The sequence below is a fragment of the Actinoplanes sp. OR16 genome, from assembly GCF_004001265.1.
GTDB lineage: Bacteria > Actinomycetota > Actinomycetes > Mycobacteriales > Micromonosporaceae > Actinoplanes.
Genome location: NZ_AP019371.1, coordinates 8,463,003 through 8,483,329, shown reverse-complemented (window position 1 = coordinate 8,483,329; position 20,327 = coordinate 8,463,003). Strand labels below are relative to the sequence as shown.

Here is a 20,327-nt window from a genome sequence, read left to right as displayed (position 1 = left end):
CTCAGGTGTCGCGCGACCCGGCCGATCTCCACTTCGTGCGTATCACAAGGTCGCCTCTGGCCGCGGTCATCGAGTGGCTCGGCCGCTTGCCCGCGCACCGGCTGACCACGGCATCGATCGCGCTGGTCGGCCTTATGGGCGTGGCCGATTACTGGACCATCCGGGACGTCTCGGTAGCTGTCGCCTACGTCCTTCCGGTGTTCCTCGCCGGCGCCGCGGGTGGCCGGTCGAGCACGCGGGTGGCCGCGATCTCGACGATGACCTGGACCGGAATCGAGGTGCTCACCCGGGTCGGCCCTCCTCTCCCGCCGGGGATCGTGGCGTGGAACCTGCTGGCCCGTTTCGCCGTGCTCTGGATCGTCGGCTCGCTCGCGAGCCACCTGGCGGAACGGCTCGCCGAAGCGACCGACCTGTCGCGCACCGACCCGCTGACCTCGCTGCCGAACGCCCGCGCGTTCCGCGAGACCGCCGACGACGAGATCGCCCGGATGCGGCAGACCCGCGCTCCGCTGACCGCGGCCTATCTGGACGTCGACGGCTTCAAGGCGATGAACGACACGAACGGGCATGCGGCCGGCGACGAGGTGCTGAAGACCGTCGCCCGGGTACTGGAGTCGTCGATCGGCGCGCACGGTTCGGTGGCCCGGCTCGGCGGTGACGAGTTCGCGGTGCTGCTGCCGGGCACGACGCTGGACGAGGCGCTCGGCCGGTTGGGCTGGCTGCACCACGAGTTGCTGGACGCGACCGGGACGTGGTCGCCCCGGGTCGGCTTCAGCATCGGGGCGGTCGCCTTCGACGATCCGCCGCGCGATACCGCTGAGCTGGTCGAACGCGCCGACCGGGTGATGTACGCCGTCAAGCACCACAGCCGGAACACGGTTCGCGGTGAGCATGCCGGATCACCCGCGCAAGTAGGCTAGGACGGCCCGCACCCGGCGGTGGTCGTCGGCGTCCGGCGGCAGGTCGAGTTTCGTCAGCAGGCTGCCGATGTGCTTGGCGACAGCGGCCTCCGTGACGACCAGGGCGCGGGCGATGGCCGCGTTCGATCGGCCCTCCGCCATCAGCGCGAGAACCTCACGTTCTCGGGCGGTCAGCCGGTGCAGCGGATCGCGCCGGCGTCCGAGCAACTGGCGGACCACCTCCGGATCGACGACCGTGCGTCCGGAAGCCACCTCCTCGAGCGCGTCGACGAACTCGGTGACCTCGCCGATCCGGTCCTTCAGCAGGTATCCGACACCCGCCATGTACCCCGAGTCGAGCAGCTCCGCAGCGTAGGTCTGCTCCACGTATTGACTGAGCACCAGCACCGGGAGCTGCGGATCTGCCGCGCGCAGGGTGATCGCGGCCTGCAGCCCCTCATCGCTGAAGCTCGGCGGCATCCGGACGTCGGTCACGACGATGTCCGGCTTGTGCTCGGGAACCACCTTGATCAACTCATCTGCGTCGCCCACCGCCGCGACGACCTCGTGCCCGAAGCGCCGCAGCATCCCCGCCACGCCTTCCCGCACGATCAACCCGTCCTCGGCGATGACGACCCGCAATCCACTCATGACCGCTCCTGATCAGCAGACGCAAACCCGCGGTCCGGCTGCGGCTTGGTGGGCCGAGGCGCAGGCTTTTCTTGTACGGGTGGCAGCTGCTCCTCGCCGACCGGCAGCGGCACCTCCGCCCGCAGCACAGTCGGACCGCCCCTCGGACTGGACACCGTCACAGCACCGTCCAGCACCGCCAGCCGGTCCGCCAACCCGACCAGCCCCGTGCCTGCTGACGGATCGGCGCCGCCACGGCCGTCGTCCCGTACCTCCAGAAGAAGCTTGTCCTGCAGAATCCGCGCCGAGACCGTGGCCCGCGAAGCGCCGCTGTGCTTCGCCACGTTCGTCAAAGCCTCCACCGTGACGAAGTACGCCGTGACCTCGACGGTCTGTGGCAGCCGGCTGGGCAGGTCGAAGTCGAGGTCGACCGGGATCGGCGCGGTCGACGCCACCTCACCGACCGCCGCCGCCAGCCCGCGGCCGGTGAGGACCTGGGGATGCACGCCACGGATCAGCTCACGCAACTCGGTCAGGGCCTGTTTGGCGAGCTCGTGGGCCGCGGCGATCGGCTCCGCCGCCGGAGACTCGGGCGGCAGCTCCAGGCGGGCCAGGCCGAGCTGCATGCTCAGCGCCACTAGACGCTGCTGGGCGCCGTCGTGCAGGTCCCGCTCGATGCGGCGGCGTTCCACCTCGAACGCGTCCACCAGCCGTGCCCGGGACCGGGTGACCTCCACGAGCTTCTCGTCGGTGCGGGGCGCGAGCATGGCCCGGGCCATCGCCGCCCGCGCGCCGGCCCAGGCGGTGATCGGGTAGGCCAGGACGATGGTGAGCGGGATCCCGGCCAGCGCAATGAGAAAGGTGTTGTGGAGCGGCTCGTCGTCGATGAACCACGGCGCGCCCAGTGTGGCGACGACGGTATAGCCGACGCCGCCGACGACCAGCGCATCCATCCAGCACAGCAGGCCCGCCGAGAGGGCGGCATAGCCCAGCTCGCGCCACGTCACCTCCTCACGCAGGCGGAATCTGACCCACGCCCGCAGACCGGGCTCGGGGACCGGCTGGTGCGGATCGGGAATCTCCGATCTGTCCACCAGCCGGAGGCGCCGCCGCTCCACCTGAGCCACCACGATGCCGGAGAGAAGTAGTGCGACGAACCCGGCGAAGCCCACCACCAGCACGGAGAGGAGGGTGCCGGCGATCACCAGGGAAGTGACCGCCAGGATGGTGACCCAGCCGACCAGGGCGCCCACGGAGAGATAGGCGAGGGACAGCCACGGCCAGGCCGACCGCAGGAACACGGTCGGCCGCAGCGACAACGCCTCGAGCGCGGTGCGGATCGGCATGCCCGGCACGCTACCCACCGCCTCGGGCTTTGTCGGTAGTGCTGGATATACCAATCGGGGGGTGTCACCGACCTGCGAGAAGGGGGTCGAAGCGTGCTCTGACCTGCCCCGGATGCCTTCATTGATTGACATCGTTTTACGGCGTTTTCAGGGCTGTTTTGTGCCCGCGCTGTGCCTAGTGATCTTCGTCGAGCATAAGCATGTCGCCTCCGGAGGGCGACACGGATTGGGTGTGAAATCATGCCGTTGACTTGGTTCGGAACGGCGTTGATCTGCCTGTGGCGGGGGTTTCTCGGCACGTATTCGGCATGGTCGGTTTTGATCTTTCTTGAACGCGAGGGGGTCCCGACTCCCTGGGTGGCATCCCGTCGCGCAAGCTTCGCTCAGCCGGGCCGCGTCTGCCTGGTCCAGGTGGAGCGCCCCACTGGACGAACGACCTGGACCAGGCAGACGCGGGCTGGTCGCCTCCGGTGCGCGGTGGGTGGCTGCTCGGGGTTCGGCATCCCAGAGCCGCCGGGTCCAGGGCGGGTAGCCCTGGCCGCCGGAGGCCACCTCCGGGTCGTAGGGCCGGAGGCCCTGCCCGCCGGAGGCAAGGGTGTTGGCTGGGTGGTGTCATGAGGTTCGCGTACGCCGATCCGCCGTACATCGGGCAGGCGTCGAAGCATTACCGGCGCCACGCGTCATATGCCGGGGAGGTGGATCACCGAGAGCTGATTGCACGTTTGGTTGACGAGTTTCGCGACGGATGGGCTCTGTCTGCCTCTTCGCCGTCGCTCCGAACGATCCTCCCTCTCTGTCCCGAGCGGGTAAGGGTCATGGCTTGGGTGAAACCGTTCTGTTCCTTCAAAAAAGGTGTCAATCCGGCGTACGCGTGGGAACCGATTATTCTGTGTGGCGGACGCCGAAGGTCGGCTGAGTCGATGTATGTCCGAGATTGGGTGTCCGCGCCTATGACCACCGGCAGAGGGGTCAGTGGCGCGAAGCCCGAGCTGTTCTGTGTCTGGCTATTCGAGGTTCTCGGGGCCGAGCCGGGGGACGATTTGGTCGATCTGTTCCCGGGCTCGGGTGCCGTACAGCAGGCCTGGCGACGCTGGCAGGCACAGACACAGCTGCATCTCTACGTGCCCCGCAGCTCCAAAAGAAGCTCTGGTAGAACGCACGCGGTCAATTCATCCCAGCCGAAGCTCTTTGAGTGAGGGGGCATGAAGTTAACGGCTAGCGGGGTGCGGAGAAGCCGACTTACGCTCGCATGCGTGAATCGTTCTCCCAACCTTGCTCTGGTCCTTGACCAGATCGAACTTGACATGCCCGGAGTGCAACCCCTGTCCACTAGGGAGCGGCTGCAGCTGTGGCTTGGTGATCAAGAAGAGGACACGCCGGAAGTGATCGCGGCCTTGATGATTCTCGAAGACGACAGCTCGCGAGAGTGGCGAGTTCAGCTGTACTTCGACGTCGAGGCTGCACGGAGGCCGTTCGAGAGCGAGGACGGGTGGCTAATCCCGGGTGGAGACGAGGCGTGGTGGCTCTACGAGGAGGCCGAACGTACCTACCTCCACGGCCTTTTCGTGGCATCCCTGTTATGCGCGCATGCAGCGTGTGAACGTGCCCTGGCCGGTTCTCTCCTCGACTTCGCGAGCCAGCTGGACCCCAGGTGGCAGCGCTGGGGTCTGACGCCCCTAGCTGAGGCTGCGGCACGTTTTCAGATCATCGCGCCTGACCTCGAAGCGAAGCTCAAGGATCTTGCGGAGAGACGGAAAGTGACAGCTCATTACAAGCCGCCACTACATCCGAACTCGGTGCTCAGCCGGGCTCTCCCTCCGCCGCAGCCTCCGGAAGTCCTGATGCCGAAAGCAGAAGGTCGACCGCTTGAACATAAGGACATCGATCAGGCTTACCGCGAAGAGGCGATGCGGAACTTTGATCATGCGGTGCGAGCGCAAGTCAAGCGGATCGCAGACGTAATGCGCGAAGACGCTCGTTTCGGCATGCAGACCGTGATCGAGCTGCTCGGTGGGCAGCACGGCCACTCACTGATCGGCCGCATCTAGCGTCCGTCGAGTACGGCGAAGCCCCAGCCTTCCTCCGCACCGGAAGTGTTCGGGGCTTCGCCGTGTCCGCAGAACCGCCGCGTACGCTGCCGGCTCGCGCCGTGAGCGAAGCGGCAAGGCGCGAGCGGCCGGCCGGGCAACGACGTGCGGCCCGGAGGGCCGCCTTGAAGACGTATAGAAAGTTCTCACCAGGGAAGACCCCTCCTGTATGTGCGGATCAAAGCTTCTGTACGGGATCAAGGCGGCCCGAAACGGGCCGCTCACGCCGCCGCCTGGGCGCGCGTCCGTCGCTTAGCTGGCGCACACGACGGCCACGCAGGCAGCCCGTCGGCTGGCGTGCAGTGCGGGGTCGGGCCGCAGCGACGACAGTACGAGCGGTGTTTGTGTAGGTGGGGGGAGTTGGCCGGCAGCCGACCGGTGCGGCCTGGACGACGCGGCCGAGCTGCTGCGCCAGGCCGGAGCGCAAGTCGCGGCCGTCGGATGCCGGGCGCGGCGGCGCGCAGTGTCCGGGCCGCCCCTCTGAGGTCAAGGGCGCTTCGCGTCGCAAGCGACGGCCGCGAGCGGCCGCCCTTGACCTCAGAGCCTCTGCGACCCTGGCGGTCAGGTGGTCAAGCGGCAGGCCGGTGGCCTGCCCGCCTCGATGCGCACGCCGCCGCACCTGGGCTCCGACGTGCAGTTGGTGCCGTTTAGCGTCAACATAGCGTTGACACCTGAATCAATTATTCGCGAGGTGTTGAAACCGTTGCTGTAAGAACTTGAAGGGGTAGTCCACCTCTAGGTCTAGGTGTTCGTCAACAATTGCCCGCAGATCGTCATCATCAATGGCAAGGACAAATTCGTTCTTTTGGCGAGCCGCATCAACGCACAACTTGTCAACCTTCTGCTTATCTCCTGCGCCGCGATAAACGAGGATTCCTACTTGCCCCCGCGACGGTGAAAAGCGTCCCAATAGTTGGTCAACTTCTGGGTTGCCAAGTGGAGTATCATAATTCTTGCATTCTACAAATATCTGACCCGCCGGGTAGTTTCTTGCTACCCAGCGAAAGAATCCGCTGCTGCCGTCATTCGTGAAGGAAAGGTCTACACGTTTGCGGCCTTCGTGCATCCGGGTTTGCTTGTTCGGATAGATGAGGTGCGGATAAAAAAGCGCCTCGAATAAAGCGAAAACATTCTCTTCGTAAGAATGCGCATCGCTTCTTCCTTTTGGAGTTGCAGTAACTTCTTGCAACAACCTTCGAACGTTTGGTCGCCGACTTCCTACGACGTCAGACAGGTCGGCGTTGTCGAGAGGAGCGGTCCGCGTCCTATGCCTCTCTTCTCGGTATGAATCGAGAATGTCCGGGTTCTCGGCACTGACGTGGGCATTGATCCTCTTCTCGACCCCAGGATTGTGACGTCCAGCATCGAACTCCCCCTTCCATCGCGCGTCCACGTCCTTTTTGGTGACCCGCTGGTGTTGGCCTCGCACGACAGAAGTGAGCGCATTTGCGGCGGATTCTTGGCTGACCAGGAAGTTCAGAATACTGTGTCGATAGTAATTGTTCGCATTCATATGTAGCTTACGGCGTACGATAGATTTGGGGACTAGGAGTAACGGCTCCCCTTTGGGGGTGGGTATATCGACATGATCCTGGTACCAGACGCCCTGTCGAGAGTTCCAAAAGTTGCCGTACGCTACGTTTTCCGTCAGGGGAATGTTCCAAAATTTGCAAGTGTCATATGTGAACTCCACAAGTTGCCGACGGATGATATTCGTAGTGATGTCGGATATCCGGTCCTTATCGACATTTTCGATAAGGAGCGCGGTGTCTTCGAGATCTTGTATAAGTCCTGACTGGACGGCCCTGCTCTTGGAGAGAGCTTGCCAAAACTCCACCGCCAACTTCTCTCCCACTGCGCTTCCTCGCGATTTTCCCTTCGAGAGTCCGAGATGTGTCTCATTAGGCTCTCCGAGGCCGGTCAAGAGTGAAATCGCAACCGAGTCATCGCCTGAATGAATCGCCTCGATTACCCGCTGGAAAAAGGATTGCAAGCTCGATACGCAACTCCGCGCCCACGAATTATTGATTTGCGCTATAGCCCTAGGGTCTAAAAAGAGGGGGATGTCCTTGTCAATATCGACGTCTACGAAGTCGAGTTCACCCTGTGAACGTTTGATTCCATAGATCTTGGATACCCGCATCCCCGCTCCGTTCGCCAGCAGCTTCTGATGTCCTGAGTAGATCAGGGATTACTGCGCTTGCCCATACCTGATCGGACAATCTGCTGATGCTCGTCGCCTGTGGCTCACAGGATCCCGTGCGAGCGCCGGGCTCAAGGGGTAAGGCGCTCGGACATGCGACCATTGCCTCGACTGCTGACGAGGGAGATCGAGTGTCTGAGAGCGTGACTTACGGCAACTGCGTGATTTGCGGCGAAGAGTTGCGTCATGGCGATTGGGTGATCCGTGCCGAGGAGATGCGTAAGCTTGGTTGCGGATCCTGAGAACGTACCCGACGGGAAAGCTCACAAGGACTGCATCATCCACAGGCCCTGACATGGTCGGCCTGGTCCCGCCGGTCATGCTGGTGCGGAAGCATAAAGGTCGAAGCCCAGAGACGGGTCGTGTTCGTGCCAGATCCGTGCCAGATGGGCTGGTCGTGGACGGTGTTTAGCGGGGAACTGCGGTAAGTCGATCTACGACTGTGTAGTTCGGCGCGTTGCAAGTCAGCGATCTTGCGGGAGCACCGTCCTGGCAGTGTGGGGGTCGGACCGGGCTGCTCCGCCGCTATTCGAGATCGACCTCGGAATTCACGGAGTCACCGCTGCTGAAGCTGACTCGATTCCGGCCCACTCGGCCTCCAGGATCGAGTAAAGCAATGAGTCGCGCCATGCACCATTGGTGAAGACGTGATCACGAATGCGGCCCTCATAGGTCATGCCAAGGCGTTCCACAACTGCGACTGACGCCAGGTTCTCGGGGCCGATTGCGGCCGAGATGCGGTGCAGACCTAGCTTGGTGAACCCGAACCCGATGAGAGTGCGAGCCGCATCTGTGGCTAGGCCCTTGCCCCATCTGTCGGCGTGAATGGCGTAGCCGAGCTTGGCTGCCTTCACTCCATCGAAGCCAAGGCGGACGAAGCCAGCGAACTCTGTCTCGTGCTCAACGGCTAGGTAGTACTCGGAGCGTGGTTCGAGCTGGGCGCGTGCCATCGCACCCCGGACCATCTCGGCGGCCTCGGCGGGACCTCGGCTGTTGAACGACAGCCACTGGGTCACGCGGTCGTCGCCCACGACGGATAACGAAGCGGCCGCGTCGTCCTCCCGAAACTCCCGGAGAGTGACAACGCGGCCGGTGAGGGTCACGGGGTACATGACCTCGATCCTGCCCTACCGAGGCAGCGAACGCATCGGCGTGCTGGTGAAGTCCTCGATCTGCTCGATCATGTCGTGGGCGTCCTCCCCGAGACCCGAGCGTGTGATCACCTGGTGGACGCGTTGGACCGAGTGGATGATGCCGTTGATGCGCTGCTCCGTCACCAGGTCCAGCACCGGCGCGAGCGCTGCGGCTGCTCCTTCGAGATCTCGGCCAGCGATACGGGCGATCGCAAGGTCTGTGTGGGCGCCCGCCTGGTCACCGAAGGCCCAAGCCGGGTCGTTGCGATCTGAGTACGCCTCGACGGCCCGTGCTGCCAAGGCTTGCGCCTCGCTCGCTTCTTCCGGCAGCCACGCCAGAGCATCTGCCGCGTAGTACAGCGTCCGAGGCTGGTTGAAGGTGCAGATCCCGCCCAACTCGTCCATCTCGTCGGGCTCGACCTGGTTCCAGGCCTCCTCGGCTGCTCGAACCGATGTGAGTGCGCGGTCGGCGTTACCGAGCGCCGCGTACGCGCGAGCTGCGCTGACGGGCAACCACACCGAGGTGGTACCAGTTGTCCTCTCGGCGAACTGCATGCCCATTTCGGCGTACCGGACTGCTTCGGCATGGCGCCCGGCCCAGTAGGCCACCATCGACTGCAGGCCGCGGAGCCAGGCTCGCAGACCGTTGTGATCCGCTCGGTCGGCACACAGCACGGCTGTACGCGCCTGGAGCATCGCGGCGTGGGGATCGGCTAGGTCGTGGGAGGCCTTCGCCAGCAGGCCGGAGGTGACGCTGGCAAGGAAGTGGAGTTGGCGTGACTGCTGCGGATCCTGGCGTCGTTCGAGGAGCACGAACAGGGTGTCCTGGGTTTCGACCAGATCGCCGAGTAGTTCCGCCAGCGGACGCTGCGGGTAGGCGAGCGCGAGGCGCTGGACATCTTCCCTGAGTTGGTCGAGGGCTTCCGGGCTGGTTGCCTCGGAGGTGAGCATCGCAAAGCGACGGGCGCGTTCGGCGGCCATGGCGAGAAGGCTCCTCTCATTGCCGGACGGCAGCATCAGTGAGCTGTTGGTCGCCGGCGCAATTGGTTCAGACGCGGGAGTCCATGGCTGGAGCAGATCGTCGAGGGGGCGACCGAACATGGCCTGGAAGGCGCGTCGGGTGGCCGGTGTTGCTCCGGCCGCTTCTCGTTCCCCTCGTGCGAGTCGGCCGAGGTGGCGGGCGCTGATTGCAGCGTGCCCGTCGTGCCGTGAGAACTCGGCCGCCAGCTCCTCATAGGTCCGATTCCGCTGGCGAATGAGGTACTCCAGCAGCGTTCGGGGTTCCTGGTGCGGTCTGGGCACCGTCTGTTCCCCTTCTCTTGGACTCCGTTATGTCTGAGCGTCGCGCGCGTGACGGTCGGGCTTCAACGGATGTCCGTCAGAGGTCCGCCACTGGTCCGCAAGAGGTCCGGATCAGGCCCTCGATAGGTCCATGTCGATCAGAACATGCTTTCGAGTGTCATCGTTACCACCCACGGTAGCGGCCTGAGAGCCAGTGGAAGGGGAAGCTGATGGCTCAAATGCCCGGCCTCATTCCGGTCGTCGTGCTGGTGCTCGGCGGTGTTCTGCTGCTCGTCGAGTGTCTGGTGATCCGGGCCATTCACCACGGACGGCAGCCCCGCCGAGACCGGCGTCGGCGCAATCGTCGGGGCGGCGGTCGCTACAACTCTGTTGCTGTGGAACCCCGTAAGCTTGTGGACGATGCCTACGCCTATGGATCCCGCCCAGCTTCCGACCGACTGGTGGACAGCTGCTGACTGCGCGGCGTTCCTCGGGATCACGCGAAGCACATGGGCGGCGTACGTGTCCCGTGACCAGGCACCGGAGCACGAACGAATGTTCGGCCGCTCGCCCGTATGGCGACCGGCGACGGTGAAGACGTGGGCGGCTAGCCGCCCACGTCGACGTTCGTAATTTTTCACTACCTGTAAGAGGCCTGCTGAATACAGCACTGGCGTTGTAACGTCGGCCTCAAATACAGCACCGGTGCTGTAAAAGCCGGTGCGGCAGGCCCGACTTCTAGCGATCTCGGATCCCGCCAGTCCTATTCGCCTCTATGGAGAGGAACCATCGTTGTGGCAGGTCAGAAGCTCTCGGAAGCGCACCTGTTGGTGCTGTCGCGGTAGTCGAAGCACCGGTGTCGCAGTGGTACGCGCGTCGCGCTCGGATCGCGTTCATCTGCGCGAGTCTGGGCTGCTGGATTGCGGCTGGGGCGGTGCTGTCGGCGTTCATGCTGCCGCTGTACGCGGTCGGGCTAGGTCTGGCGGCTGGCGTGCTGCTGGGCTTGGTGACGGCGTTGGTGGTCCGGGTGTGGCCGGTGCTGCGGGCGTTGTGGTGGTGGTCGTTGGAGATCACGATCGCGGCGGTTGTGGTGGCTGCTGTGGCCCGGCTGGTGCGGGTGCTGCCGTGGTGGCTGGCGCTGATCGTGGCGTTGCTGCCGGTGGCCGGCGTTCTGCTGGTCGGCCCGGTTCGCCGGTTCGTGTTCGCGTGGTCGTGGTGTGTGGTGGATCGTCACCGGCTGCGGCTGTGTTTCACGCAGATCGTCCGGGCTTCCCATGGCGGTCCGTCTCGCCCGTTGTCGTTGCCGCTGATGTTGTGGGCGCGTCCGACGCCTGCCGGTGAGCGGGTGTGGCTGTGGCTGCGTCCCGGCTTGTCGTTGGAGGACCTGGACGGTAAGACCGGCCGGATCGCGGTGGGTTGTGCGGCGTCCGAGGTGCGGGTGTCGCGTGCCCGGCCGAACCTGTCTGCGCTGGTGCGGGTGGATGTGACCCGTCGTGATCCGCTGACCGGTCTGGTGCCGTCGCCGTTGTCGCTGCTGCTGCCCGCCCGGAGTGCTGACCCGGATTGGGATGCGGCTGTGCCGGTGTCTCCGGCCGTGTCGCTGGTCGGCCTGGACCTGGCCGACGTTCCCGAACCTCCCGCTCCGGAACCGCGTGCCGGTGGTCGTCGATGACCGCCGTCATCTCGGACGCGGGTGTTGTGTCCCCTCATGTCGCTCAGAAGGAGTGATCGGTAATGGCAGGAGAAACAAGCTTGACGGTGATCGGGAACCTGACCGATGACCCGGAGCTGCGCTACACGCCCAAAGGCGACGCGCTGGTGAAGTTCACCGTCGCATCGACCCCTCGGGCCTGGACCGGCAGTCCGGGCAGTGGAAGGACGGCGACCCGCTGTTCCTGACCTGCACGGCCTGGCGGGACCTGGCCGAGCACATCGGCGAGTCGCTGACCAAAGGCGCTCGGGTGATCGTGTCCGGGCGGCTGCGGCTGTCGCGGTGGGAGACCCCGGAGGGTGAGAAGCGCTCGGCGTACGGCCTGGAGGTCGACGAAATCGGCCCGTCGCTGAAGTTCACCACAGCGAAGGTCGTCAAGACCAGCCGGAACAAGGGTGAGGGGTTCAACCCGCCCGAGCCGCCGAACGACGCCTGGAGCACCCCGCCTCAGCAGGCTAAGGAAGAGGTGCCGTTCTGATGGCACCTGTCCTGACCGCCGACGCTGGTAACGGTCCGGTGGATCTCGGTCCGGCGCTGTCGATTTTCGACCCGGTGCATATCGGGATCGATGAGTTCGGCCACCCGAAGCGGGTGTCGCTGATCGAACGCAACATGTTGATCGGCGGTGAGCCGGGCTCGGGTAAGTCAGGTCTGCTCAACGCGGTGGTCGGGCACGCGGCGCTGTCGCTGGACTGCAAGCTGGTGCTGCTGGACGGCAAGCGCGTCGAGCTGGGCCAGTGGCGCAAGTGCGCAGATATTTTTGTCGGCCCGGACATCGTGCTGGCGAACAAGACCCTGCACCGGCTGCAGATCATGCTGGACAACCGGCTGATCTACCTGGAGGCCTGCGAACGCCGCAAGGTCAAGACAGACGACGCGTTCGTGCCGTACGTGGTCGCGATCGACGAGATCGCGTTCTACTCGGCCACGACCGGGACGAAGCCGCAGCGCGAGGAGTTCTCGATGCGGATGCGTGACCTGGTCGCGCGAGGCCGGGCCGTCGGCATCATCGGGGTCGCCGCGACACAGCGTCCCAGCTCGACGATCATCCCGACGGACCTGCGGGACCTGTTCGCCTGGCGGTGGGCCGGCCGATGCACCAACGACAGCTCGTCGGACATCGTGCTCGGCCACGGCTGGAAAGACAGAGGCTGGTCAGCGAACACGATTAGCCCGAACAACCCCGGCGCCGGACTGCTGATCTCCGAGAGCGGCAGCCCCGAACTGGTGAAGGTCGCCTACCTCGACGACGCCACCTGCGCAGCGATCGCGAAGTACGCGGCCACGCTGCGCCAGATCGTCCGTGACGAGCCGGTACGCCCGCTGGCGGCCGTCGCCTGACACGGACACCCCAGACCACCCGAATTCCCGGGCGGACGGAACTCACGAAAAGCGGAAGGAGAAACAGCATGCCCATGACCGAACAGACCTGCGTGATCGTGGTGTGTGACACGTGCGGCAACGGCTGGGATGACGACAGTGCCTGGCACTTCGACACCGCCGAAGAGGCCGAGACGTATCTGCGCGGCCAGGAATGGACCGTCACCGACGAACAGGTCGTATGTCCGGACTGCGCGAAGCGAGCCGACTGCGAAAGGACCGGTCACCAGCACGGTCCCTGGAGCGAGCCGAACACCCTCAACGGTGTCACGTATCGCACCCGCTTCTGTGCTCACTGCCATAGCAGCGACTACGACCCGCCGCGCCAGCAGCTCAACGAGCTGCTGCATCTCGCGCGCATGGTCAATCAGATCACCGAGGACACCGACAGCAAAGGAGGGCAGCTCTGATGGCCCGACACCTACCCGTGCAACAGCCCGAAACGAGGGTCATCCACTACGTGGACCCGGCTCTGCAAGCCGACCTGACCCACTACGCACTGAGCCACGCCGAGCTGCTCAAGAAGCAGCAGCGGGACAGCGAGCTGTACCAGGAATGGCGGCGTCGTCAGGCCGAGATCGCTCGGCGTGATCGCACGTATCGGCGCTTCTGGGGTGGCTTCGGCGCAGTCATCGCCCTGGCTTTCCTGACCGCTGTGGTCGTCGGCTGCTGGCTGCTCTGGCAGTACCTCGCCGCACTCGGCTTCAGCGCCGTCGCGATCGGATTCGTGATCCTGCTGCTCTCCGGCGGGCTCGCGGTTGGCGGTCACCAGTGCGTGACCATCGTCGAACACCGGCACTGACCAGAGCCAACACAACAACCGCAAAGCGGTCGACATCAGGTCCACCGACCAAAGCGATTCCTGATGCCGCCGCCCTGAACACCAACCCACCTCCGATGGAAGGAGTCGGCACGATGAACCCACCCAGAAACAGGACCACACCGCGCCTGAGACCACCGAACGGTGCGCCGACAGGCCGGTTGACTACTCGCTGACCGCTGCGGGTTACCGGGTGATCGAGGACCCGATAGAGACGGCCCGGCTGCTGCCGGAACCGCTCGCCGGACGGCACCACCCGGACTGCTGCTGCGGCAACTGCGACGCACCGTGCTGCACCAACTGTGGTGCGCCGATGCTCGGCGTCTACTCGTGGGACGAGCTGCTGTGCCCCGGCTGCGTGCCGACGGCATCGGTCCCGCAGAGCGACGGCGAACAGCCGACGTTCACGGCCTGCGAATCCTGCCTCACCGAGGACGGGTTCCCGTCGGCTGAGTCGACCTGCGCTACCTGCGCGATGCTCGCCGAGGTGCTGTGCAATGCGGCGCTGTACCTGGAGCGGCACGGCTGGATTCAGGGCGGTTACTACGACGCCACGACCGGGGTCTTCACGCCTCCGGCCTGCATCGTCGGCGCTATCGCGATGGTCTGCTACGGCGGTCCGGTCGATGCGCCGGCACAGCACTTCGACGACCCCGGATTCTTCGCCTTCGAGCAGGCCGTGTTGCACCTGGACCGGTACCTGCTGGTCGAGAACGGCTCCGAGTCGTACGAATTCAACGACGCCAAAGGCCGCACGGCCGACGACGTGATCCGGGTGCTGCGTGACGCTGCTACCCGGCCGGTGCACGAGCTGATCGACGCCCTCAAGGCAATCGAAGCAAAGAACGAGCGGCTGGCCGAGTCGGGTATCACGACCGAACAGGTCATCGCGCTGCTCAAGAGCGAGGGCGTCATCGACGGCTGCCCGGTCTGCGACGGTGTGGCATCCAAGCTCACCGACGGACGCCTCTGGTGCGCCACCACGGGCACCGATGTGGACCGCCACGGTGATGCCTGATGAGTAAGAACACCGTCAAGGCTGCCTTGACGCGTAAGCGTCGGGCACGGTCACGGCGTCACCGTGGCTGGCTGCTGGCTCTGGCCTGGTTGCTGGTGCGGTTCGTGTCGGGTCGTCCGCTGGACGGCAAGACGCACTCGAACTGCACGTTCTGGTCCGCGGGCACCCGCCGGATCGGCTACCCGGTCTACCTCGTCGCCTGGCGGTGGTGGGCACTGGCTGCCGGATGGCAACGCCTCGGATTGCGGCTGACCGCTGTCACGGTCACGGTGCTCGCGGTGGCGGGGGTGGTCGCACTATGACCGCCGTCCGTAAGCCTCGCAAGCGTGCCAAACGGCACGTCGAAACGAACCAGTTCGACGCCTTCGTGCGCCGGATCCTGAAGGCCTACGCCCGTCGCGTCGCCGCTGGCGATGTGGAGGCGCTGGCCGCGATGGTCACGTTGTCGGCCGAGGTGGACGCGATGCTGCGTCTGGCCGTGGCCGGTCTTCGTGCCGCCCCGTATTCCTACTCCTGGGATGAGATCGCCCGCAGGCTTGGCACGACCAAGCAGGCAGCGCAACAGCGCTACGGCGACAAGTCCTCCCGGCACGCCCTCGACTCCCGGCTTCTTGAGGCCGGGCTCGGCGTGACCGTGGCGACCCTCGTGCAGGTGTTCGCCGATCACTATCCCGGTAGCCCGGCGGCTTCGCGCTGCCCCGGCTGCGGCTTCCGCTACCCCGACAACACGTCCGACTGCCCCACGAACGCCACCGTGCGTCCGCTGCTCAAATAGCGGCGTGGAGAGGACCGGGACGCGGTCGCCCGACTCGCCCCTGACCAGTTCGCCGACCTGATCGCAACCACCAGCTCCCGCTTCTCGCGGGCTGCGGTTCGGCAGGCGGCCTCACACGCGCCGGACCCGAACCGTCCAGCACTACCCCTGTTCGGTCCCTACGGAACGGAGACGGCGCTATGACGACCAACCTCAACCCCACCACGACGGCGACCGGCAGCGACGCCGTGTCGTACGACTACGTCTACTTCATCTCGTACACCCACAACGCGGGCGGCGGGATCAACTTCGTCAACGCTGAAGTGACCTTGCCGGTGCAGATCCGCCTGTTCGAGGAGATCAACCTCCTTCAGGACTACTACCGCAAGCAGGGCTACGCCAACGCGCTGATCCTGAGCTACACGCTCATGCGCACGGTGCCCGCACCCGCCCGGGGGCAGTCATGAACCTGTCGACTGCTCTGAACGACCTGATCGCGCGCCGTGAGGTGCTCATCATCGGTCTGCTGCTGGCAGTGCTCGTGCTGCTGTGGCTGGGCCACCGCGCCCGGAAGATCGCGCGTAGCGAGCGTCCGGACGAATCCCTGTCCAATCTGGTCATGCTGATCGGCCTGGGCTGGTCGTCGGAAGCGGTCTGGGAGATCGCCCGCCACCGGCTCGGGTTCCCGCTCGGCCTGACCCTGCTGCTGTTCTTCATCTTCGAGTCACTGCTGACGCTGGCAATGATTCGCGCCAAGCGTCACATGCGTGAGTTCGGCTGGCCTGGCCGGTTCGGCAACACCGCATGGACGATCGCCGCCTGCATGGCGCTGGTGGCGATGGTCGCCTCACACTCGATCGCGGAAGCAGTTCTCCGCATGGTCATCCCCCTGCTCGTGGTCAAACAGTGGTGGGACGGCCTGGTCGGCGGCGCACTCAAGAAGCCCGCTGACGCCTCCACCTGGCGGTGGACTCCCCGCCGCGCTTTGCTCGCCCTCGGGGCGATCGAACCCGGCGAACGCGACGTGCACACCGTGCACCGCGAGCGGCTGACCCAGCAGATGACCACGCTGTATCACCGCATCAACCACGGCTCGAACCGGCTCCGCTCGCGCCGTAGCGCGCGTCTGGCCCGGCTCAGCCTCACCGCTGATGACGCCATCATCGCCGAAGTCCGGCGACGCGGCGACCGTGCGCTCTGGTTCACCCAGACACACCCTCAGCAGCCCCTGCCCACCCGGGCCGGCACCACCACTGGTGGTCACGCCCTCGACCAGCCTGCCACGCCCGTCACCCTCGACGAGCATGCGCCGGCCGCCGCACCGTCACCGGCCAGCCCTGCCCCGGCAGCCCCGGCGACGGCGGATCCCGCACGCCCGGTCGACATCCCTACCCCGGATGTCGTGGCCGAACGAATCACCGCAGCCCGTCCGCGCCCGACCCGCCCGGCGAAGACTCGCCCGACTGCCGACGCGCCTGACCGGCCCGCGCACACCACCGACACGAAGGCGAGCAAGCGTGCCCGTCCCGCCGACGACATCCCTGTCAGCGAGCCGGACCGTGCACAGCTGAGCCTGCCGCTCGTGCCCGAAGACGTGCTGCGCAAGGCCGAGCAGACCGCCCGGCAGTACCAGGCCGAGAACGGAACCCGGATCACGGTCGGACAGCTGGCCGCCCGGCTCAAGGTGAACTCGAACGACGCCGCCGACCTGCTCGCAGTGCTCCACGCGCAGCACGGCCCGGACCGCCCGGAACCCGCCGTCAACGGCCACCGCCCGAACACGGCGACCCGATGACCGTCTCGACGATCAGCGTCGCGCCCGCAGCACCCGCTGCGGGCGCGGCCCCGACCGCCGAGCTGCACCATGCCCCGCCCTGGTACGCCCGGTCGGCGGACCTGCGCCTGCAAGCCATCGCCCGCGCCGCCCGCCACGACTACGAAGCCTGGCTCTCGCACGTAAAGTCAGCGTCGGCGTGCACCCGCCCGATCCGGCTCGCCGGGACCATCGCCACCGTCGAGGCCGCCACCGGCCGCTTGCTGGCGGAACGTGCCACCGCGGACATGCCCGACGGCGTCATCTACAAGCCCTGCGGCAACCGCCGCGAAGCCGTGTGCCCGGCCTGTTCCGAGGTGTACCGCCGTGACGCCTACCAGATCATCCGTACCGGACTGGTCGGCGGCAACGGCGTAACCGAGAAGGTCGCTGAGCACCCGGCGGTGTTCCCGACCTTCACCGCGCCCAGCTTCGGCGAGGTCCACGGCCGCAACATCAAACGGCACACCTGCCAGAAGCGGACGGCATGCGACTGCCGCCCAGAGCCCTGCCACGCCCGCCGTGAGGCCGCCGATTGCCCGCACGGGATGCGGCCGATCTGCTTCGCCCGCCATGAGGCTGACGATGCCCGGCTGGGAACGCCGCTCTGTCTGGACTGCTACGACCACGACGCGCAGACCGTGTGGAACCTCGCGGCCGGTGAGCTGTGGCGCCGCACCACCATCGCGATCAACCGCTACATGCGGAGGCTCTGCCGCACGCGCGGTCTCGCGTTCGTGCCGGTCCACTCGGCTACCTCCGGCAAGGTCCGGCTGGTGCCGCCGGTCCGGCTCTCCTTCGGCAAGGCCGCCGAGATGCAGCGGCGCGGCGTCATCCACTTCCACGCCATCATCCGCCTCGACGGCGTCGACCCGGCCGACCCGGACGCGATCGTGCCGCCACCGCCCGGCATCGACGCTGAGGACCTGAAGGCGGCGATCGACCACGCCGCCGCCACGGTCGCGTTCACTACCGAGCCGCACCCTGCCCAGCCTGCGGGCTGGCCGATCGGGTGGGGCGACCAGGTGTTCACCAAGGTAATCACCGTTGCGGGCGCGGGCGAGGTTACCGACGGCCTGGTCGCCGCCTACCTGGCGAAGTACGCCACCAAGTCCACCGAGATCACCGGCCACACCTCGCCCCGGCTCGACTACGCCGACCGCGACACCGTGAGCCTGTACGCCAAAGCGGACGGCAGCCACGTGGAGCGGCTGGTGTCCTCGGCCTGGGTCCTCGGCCGGTACGCGGACTGGCGGCGGCTACGCCGGTGGGCACACATGCTCGGCTTCGGCGGCCACTTCCTCACCAAATCCCGCCGCTTCGGGATCACCTTCGCCATGAAACGCAACCAGCGGATCGCCTTCCGCCGGGCACAGACCACCGGACCGGAGCAGACCGAACCCCGTGAGCAGCCGACGACCCTGGTCGTCAACTTCCTCCAGTTCGTCGGTACGGGATGGCGCACCTCAGCGGACGCGATGCTCGCGAACACGTCCGCCGCACTGGCCCGTGAGCACCAGCAGGCGGCTCGGGAGTACCTGAGCACCGTCGCCGCCTGACGTGGTTTTCAGCGTCAAGGCCGCCTTGACCCTCCGAAGAAAGGAACCGCCTGCCATGCCCCGGCCCCGGCCGTTGCTCTCGGTGCGGCTCATCGGCCCCGCCGAGATCGTCACCGAACAGAAGATTTACCTAGCCGGCCACCTCGCCGCCGTCTTCGGCGACCAGGCCATCTGTCGCGTCAGCACCCACCCGGCCCGCCAAGTCGATGAGATCCGCGTGTACTTGACGGTCAGCCGCAGGGAGGTGCTGCCGCGATGACACTTGAGACTACGACCGAGGACCTGTGGTCGATCGAACGCACATCGCAGTACCTCGGCGTGCCGGTCGGCACCCTCTACCAGTGGCGGCACCGCCAGACCGGACCACGCGCACGCAAGGTCGGGCGATACCTGCGCTACGACCCGGCGGACGTGCGTGCGTGGTTCCGGGAGTGTGCCTGATGCCCGTTGATGACCTTTGGTACCTGAAGGAACGCGGCCCGGATGGCTCACGCCTGCCGTCCAAGAAGCACGGGCGTGGCAAGCGGTGGCGTGTGCGCTGGACGGACGATCAGGGCAGCGGCCGAGAGCGGCTCTTCGAGCGCAAGGTAGATGCTGACCGCTTCGATGCGAACGTCCGGGCCGACGTGAGTAGAGGCCAGTACATCGACGACCGGGCAGGACGCATCACCGTTGCCGCTCTGGCCGAGCAGTGGCGGGCCAGCCAACTGCACATCGACAGCACGGCGATCCGCGTTGAGCATGCGGTCAGGCTGCACATCGTGCCGGGGCTCGGTCACCTTCACGTCGGTCAGGTCCGCCAGAGCAAGATTCAGGCGTGGGTGCGGGACCGGAGTCTCGTACTCGCTCCGGCCACGCTGCGGCTGGTGTACAGCTACGTCAATGCGATCTTCGCTCTGGCGGTGCGGGACCGGATGATTGCCAGCTCACCGTGCATCGACATCCGGTTGCCCAAAGTCGATCGCGGTAAGCGGGTCATCCCCACCCCTGCACAGGTACACCGGCTGGCCGAGCTGATGCCGGATCGGCTGTCGGCTGCGGTCTACCTCGCTGCGGGATGCGGTATTCGGCTGGGGGAGGCCCTAGGGCTGGAGGTGGAGGACATCGACTTCGAGCGGGCCGAGCTGTCCGTCCAGCGACAGCTCAAACTGCACAAGGGGCGTTCACCCTTCCTCGGCCAGCCCAAGACTAGGAGCAGCGTCCGCACGGTTGAACTGCCTGATGTGGTCGCGGATGCGCTCCGTGCACACCTGAAGACCGTGGGAGATCCGGTCGAGATAGACGACGACACCGACCCGCGTCGGCCGACGAGGCGACTGGCCGCACTGGTGTTCCGAGGGACCGGTGGTGGCGCGGTGAACCCGTCCTCGTTCTCCCGTACCTGGGTATCGGTGCGGACCAAGGCGGGGCTGCCGATGCGGTGGGGCTTCCACGGCCTGCGGCACTACTACGCCACGTTGCTGATCAACGCTGGGGCGAGCGTCAAGACGGTCCAACTGGCGCTCGGCCACTCCACACCGACGGTGACGCTCAATGCGTACGTCCACGAGTGGCCAGACGTGCTGGACCGCACTCGGTCCCTCGTCGACGGGGCGTTGCGCCTGCCGGGATCTCCGGGCCATTCGAGGGAGAGCAGCACATGACCACGGCTCTCAAAGTTGTGCCCGAGTTGTGCCCAAGATCAGTTCACAGA

Annotated in this window: 20 protein-coding genes and 1 pseudogene; 16 read left to right on the top strand and 5 right to left on the bottom strand. The window is 66.0% G+C overall.

Features of this window, described 5'->3' with window-relative positions:
• Positions 1-35: 35 nt before the first annotated feature.
• Complete coding sequence (locus EP757_RS39095; RefSeq protein WP_127553362.1) at positions 36-920, top strand: GGDEF domain-containing protein; 885 nt, start codon at positions 36-38, stop codon at positions 918-920.
• Here the strand turns inward: EP757_RS39095 and EP757_RS39090 are convergent.
• Together EP757_RS39090 and EP757_RS39085 are read right to left on the bottom strand one after the other, a co-directional pair.
• Complete coding sequence (locus EP757_RS39090) at positions 900-1,550, bottom strand: response regulator transcription factor (protein WP_127553361.1); 651 nt, start codon at positions 1,548-1,550, stop codon at positions 900-902. The genes EP757_RS39095 and EP757_RS39090 overlap by 21 nt on opposite strands.
• The gene (locus tag EP757_RS39085) at positions 1,547-2,875 is read right to left on the bottom strand and encodes a sensor histidine kinase (RefSeq protein ID WP_127553360.1); all 1,329 of its coding nucleotides are present in this window, start codon (positions 2,873-2,875) and stop codon (positions 1,547-1,549) included. Before EP757_RS39085 ends, EP757_RS39090 begins: the two co-directional genes overlap by 4 nt.
• 1,253 nt (positions 2,876-4,128) lie before the next feature.
• Here EP757_RS39085 and EP757_RS39080 point away from each other — a divergent pair.
• A complete protein-coding gene (locus tag EP757_RS39080; protein ID WP_127553359.1) occupies positions 4,129-4,923 on the top strand; it encodes a hypothetical protein in 795 nt (264 codons plus the stop codon).
• Between the two features lie 715 nt (positions 4,924-5,638).
• Here EP757_RS39080 and EP757_RS39075 read toward each other — a convergent pair.
• The 3 genes from EP757_RS39075 to EP757_RS39065 all read right to left on the bottom strand — a co-directional run bounded on the left by EP757_RS39075 (position 5,639) and on the right by EP757_RS39065 (position 9,600).
• The gene (locus EP757_RS39075) at positions 5,639-7,105 is read right to left on the bottom strand and encodes a restriction endonuclease (protein WP_127553358.1); all 1,467 of its coding nucleotides are present in this window, start codon (positions 7,103-7,105) and stop codon (positions 5,639-5,641) included.
• A gap of 608 nt (positions 7,106-7,713) precedes the next feature.
• Positions 7,714-8,277, bottom strand: a complete 564-nt coding sequence (locus EP757_RS39070; protein WP_127553357.1) for a GNAT family N-acetyltransferase — start codon at positions 8,275-8,277, stop codon at positions 7,714-7,716.
• Between the two features lie 15 nt (positions 8,278-8,292).
• A complete protein-coding gene (locus tag EP757_RS39065; RefSeq protein WP_232050240.1) occupies positions 8,293-9,600 on the bottom strand; it encodes a hypothetical protein in 1,308 nt (435 codons plus the stop codon).
• Between the two features lie 835 nt (positions 9,601-10,435).
• Here EP757_RS39065 and EP757_RS39055 point away from each other — a divergent pair.
• The 14 genes and pseudogenes from EP757_RS39055 to EP757_RS38990 all read left to right on the top strand — a co-directional run bounded on the left by EP757_RS39055 (position 10,436) and on the right by EP757_RS38990 (position 20,277).
• Positions 10,436-11,251 carry a hypothetical protein gene (locus tag EP757_RS39055; RefSeq protein WP_127553355.1) on the top strand — a complete coding sequence of 272 codons (816 nt, stop codon included), beginning with the start codon at positions 10,436-10,438 and terminating at the stop codon, positions 11,249-11,251.
• A 62-nt stretch (positions 11,252-11,313) separates the two neighbouring features.
• Positions 11,314-11,768, top strand: a pseudogene (locus EP757_RS39050) (single-stranded DNA-binding protein).
• On the top strand, positions 11,768-12,631 hold the full coding sequence (locus EP757_RS39045) for an FtsK/SpoIIIE domain-containing protein (protein ID WP_127553354.1): 864 nt from the start codon (positions 11,768-11,770) through the stop codon (positions 12,629-12,631). Before EP757_RS39050 ends, EP757_RS39045 begins: the two are co-directional and overlap by 1 nt.
• 68 nt (positions 12,632-12,699) lie before the next feature.
• Positions 12,700-13,080: a hypothetical protein gene (locus tag EP757_RS39040; RefSeq protein WP_127553353.1), complete on the top strand. Its 381-nt coding sequence runs from the start codon at positions 12,700-12,702 to the stop codon at positions 13,078-13,080.
• Entirely contained in the window at positions 13,080-13,472 is a 393-nt protein-coding gene (locus EP757_RS39035; RefSeq protein ID WP_146002961.1) for an MFS transporter, read from the top strand. The genes EP757_RS39040 and EP757_RS39035 overlap by 1 nt, the downstream gene beginning before the upstream one ends.
• Positions 13,473-13,683: 211 nt before the next feature.
• Positions 13,684-14,508, top strand: a complete 825-nt coding sequence (locus EP757_RS44375; RefSeq protein ID WP_232050239.1) for a hypothetical protein — start codon at positions 13,684-13,686, stop codon at positions 14,506-14,508.
• Positions 14,508-14,810 carry a hypothetical protein gene (locus tag EP757_RS39025; protein ID WP_127553351.1) on the top strand — a complete coding sequence of 101 codons (303 nt, stop codon included), beginning with the start codon at positions 14,508-14,510 and terminating at the stop codon, positions 14,808-14,810. Before EP757_RS44375 ends, EP757_RS39025 begins: the two co-directional genes overlap by 1 nt.
• Positions 14,807-15,283: a hypothetical protein gene (locus tag EP757_RS44940; RefSeq protein WP_370457737.1), complete on the top strand. Its 477-nt coding sequence runs from the start codon at positions 14,807-14,809 to the stop codon at positions 15,281-15,283. Before EP757_RS39025 ends, EP757_RS44940 begins: the two co-directional genes overlap by 4 nt.
• Before the next feature lie 179 nt (positions 15,284-15,462).
• Positions 15,463-15,729 (top strand): hypothetical protein, encoded by a 267-nt coding sequence (locus tag EP757_RS39015; RefSeq protein WP_127553350.1) that lies wholly within the window; start codon positions 15,463-15,465, stop codon positions 15,727-15,729.
• Positions 15,726-17,057 (top strand): hypothetical protein, encoded by a 1,332-nt coding sequence (locus EP757_RS39010; RefSeq protein WP_127553349.1) that lies wholly within the window; start codon positions 15,726-15,728, stop codon positions 17,055-17,057. The genes EP757_RS39015 and EP757_RS39010 overlap by 4 nt, the downstream gene beginning before the upstream one ends.
• Positions 17,054-18,634, top strand: coding sequence for a replication initiator (locus EP757_RS39005; RefSeq protein WP_127553348.1), 1,581 nt, complete (start codon positions 17,054-17,056; stop codon positions 18,632-18,634). The genes EP757_RS39010 and EP757_RS39005 overlap by 4 nt, the downstream gene beginning before the upstream one ends.
• 82 nt (positions 18,635-18,716) lie before the next feature.
• Complete coding sequence (locus EP757_RS39000; RefSeq protein WP_232050238.1) at positions 18,717-18,893, top strand: hypothetical protein; 177 nt, start codon at positions 18,717-18,719, stop codon at positions 18,891-18,893.
• Entirely contained in the window at positions 18,890-19,075 is a 186-nt protein-coding gene (locus tag EP757_RS38995; protein ID WP_127553346.1) for an AlpA family transcriptional regulator, read from the top strand. Before EP757_RS39000 ends, EP757_RS38995 begins: the two co-directional genes overlap by 4 nt.
• Positions 19,075-20,277, top strand: coding sequence for a site-specific integrase (locus EP757_RS38990; RefSeq protein ID WP_127553345.1), 1,203 nt, complete (start codon positions 19,075-19,077; stop codon positions 20,275-20,277). The genes EP757_RS38995 and EP757_RS38990 overlap by 1 nt, the downstream gene beginning before the upstream one ends.
• The last annotated feature ends 50 nt before the right edge of the window (positions 20,278-20,327 follow it).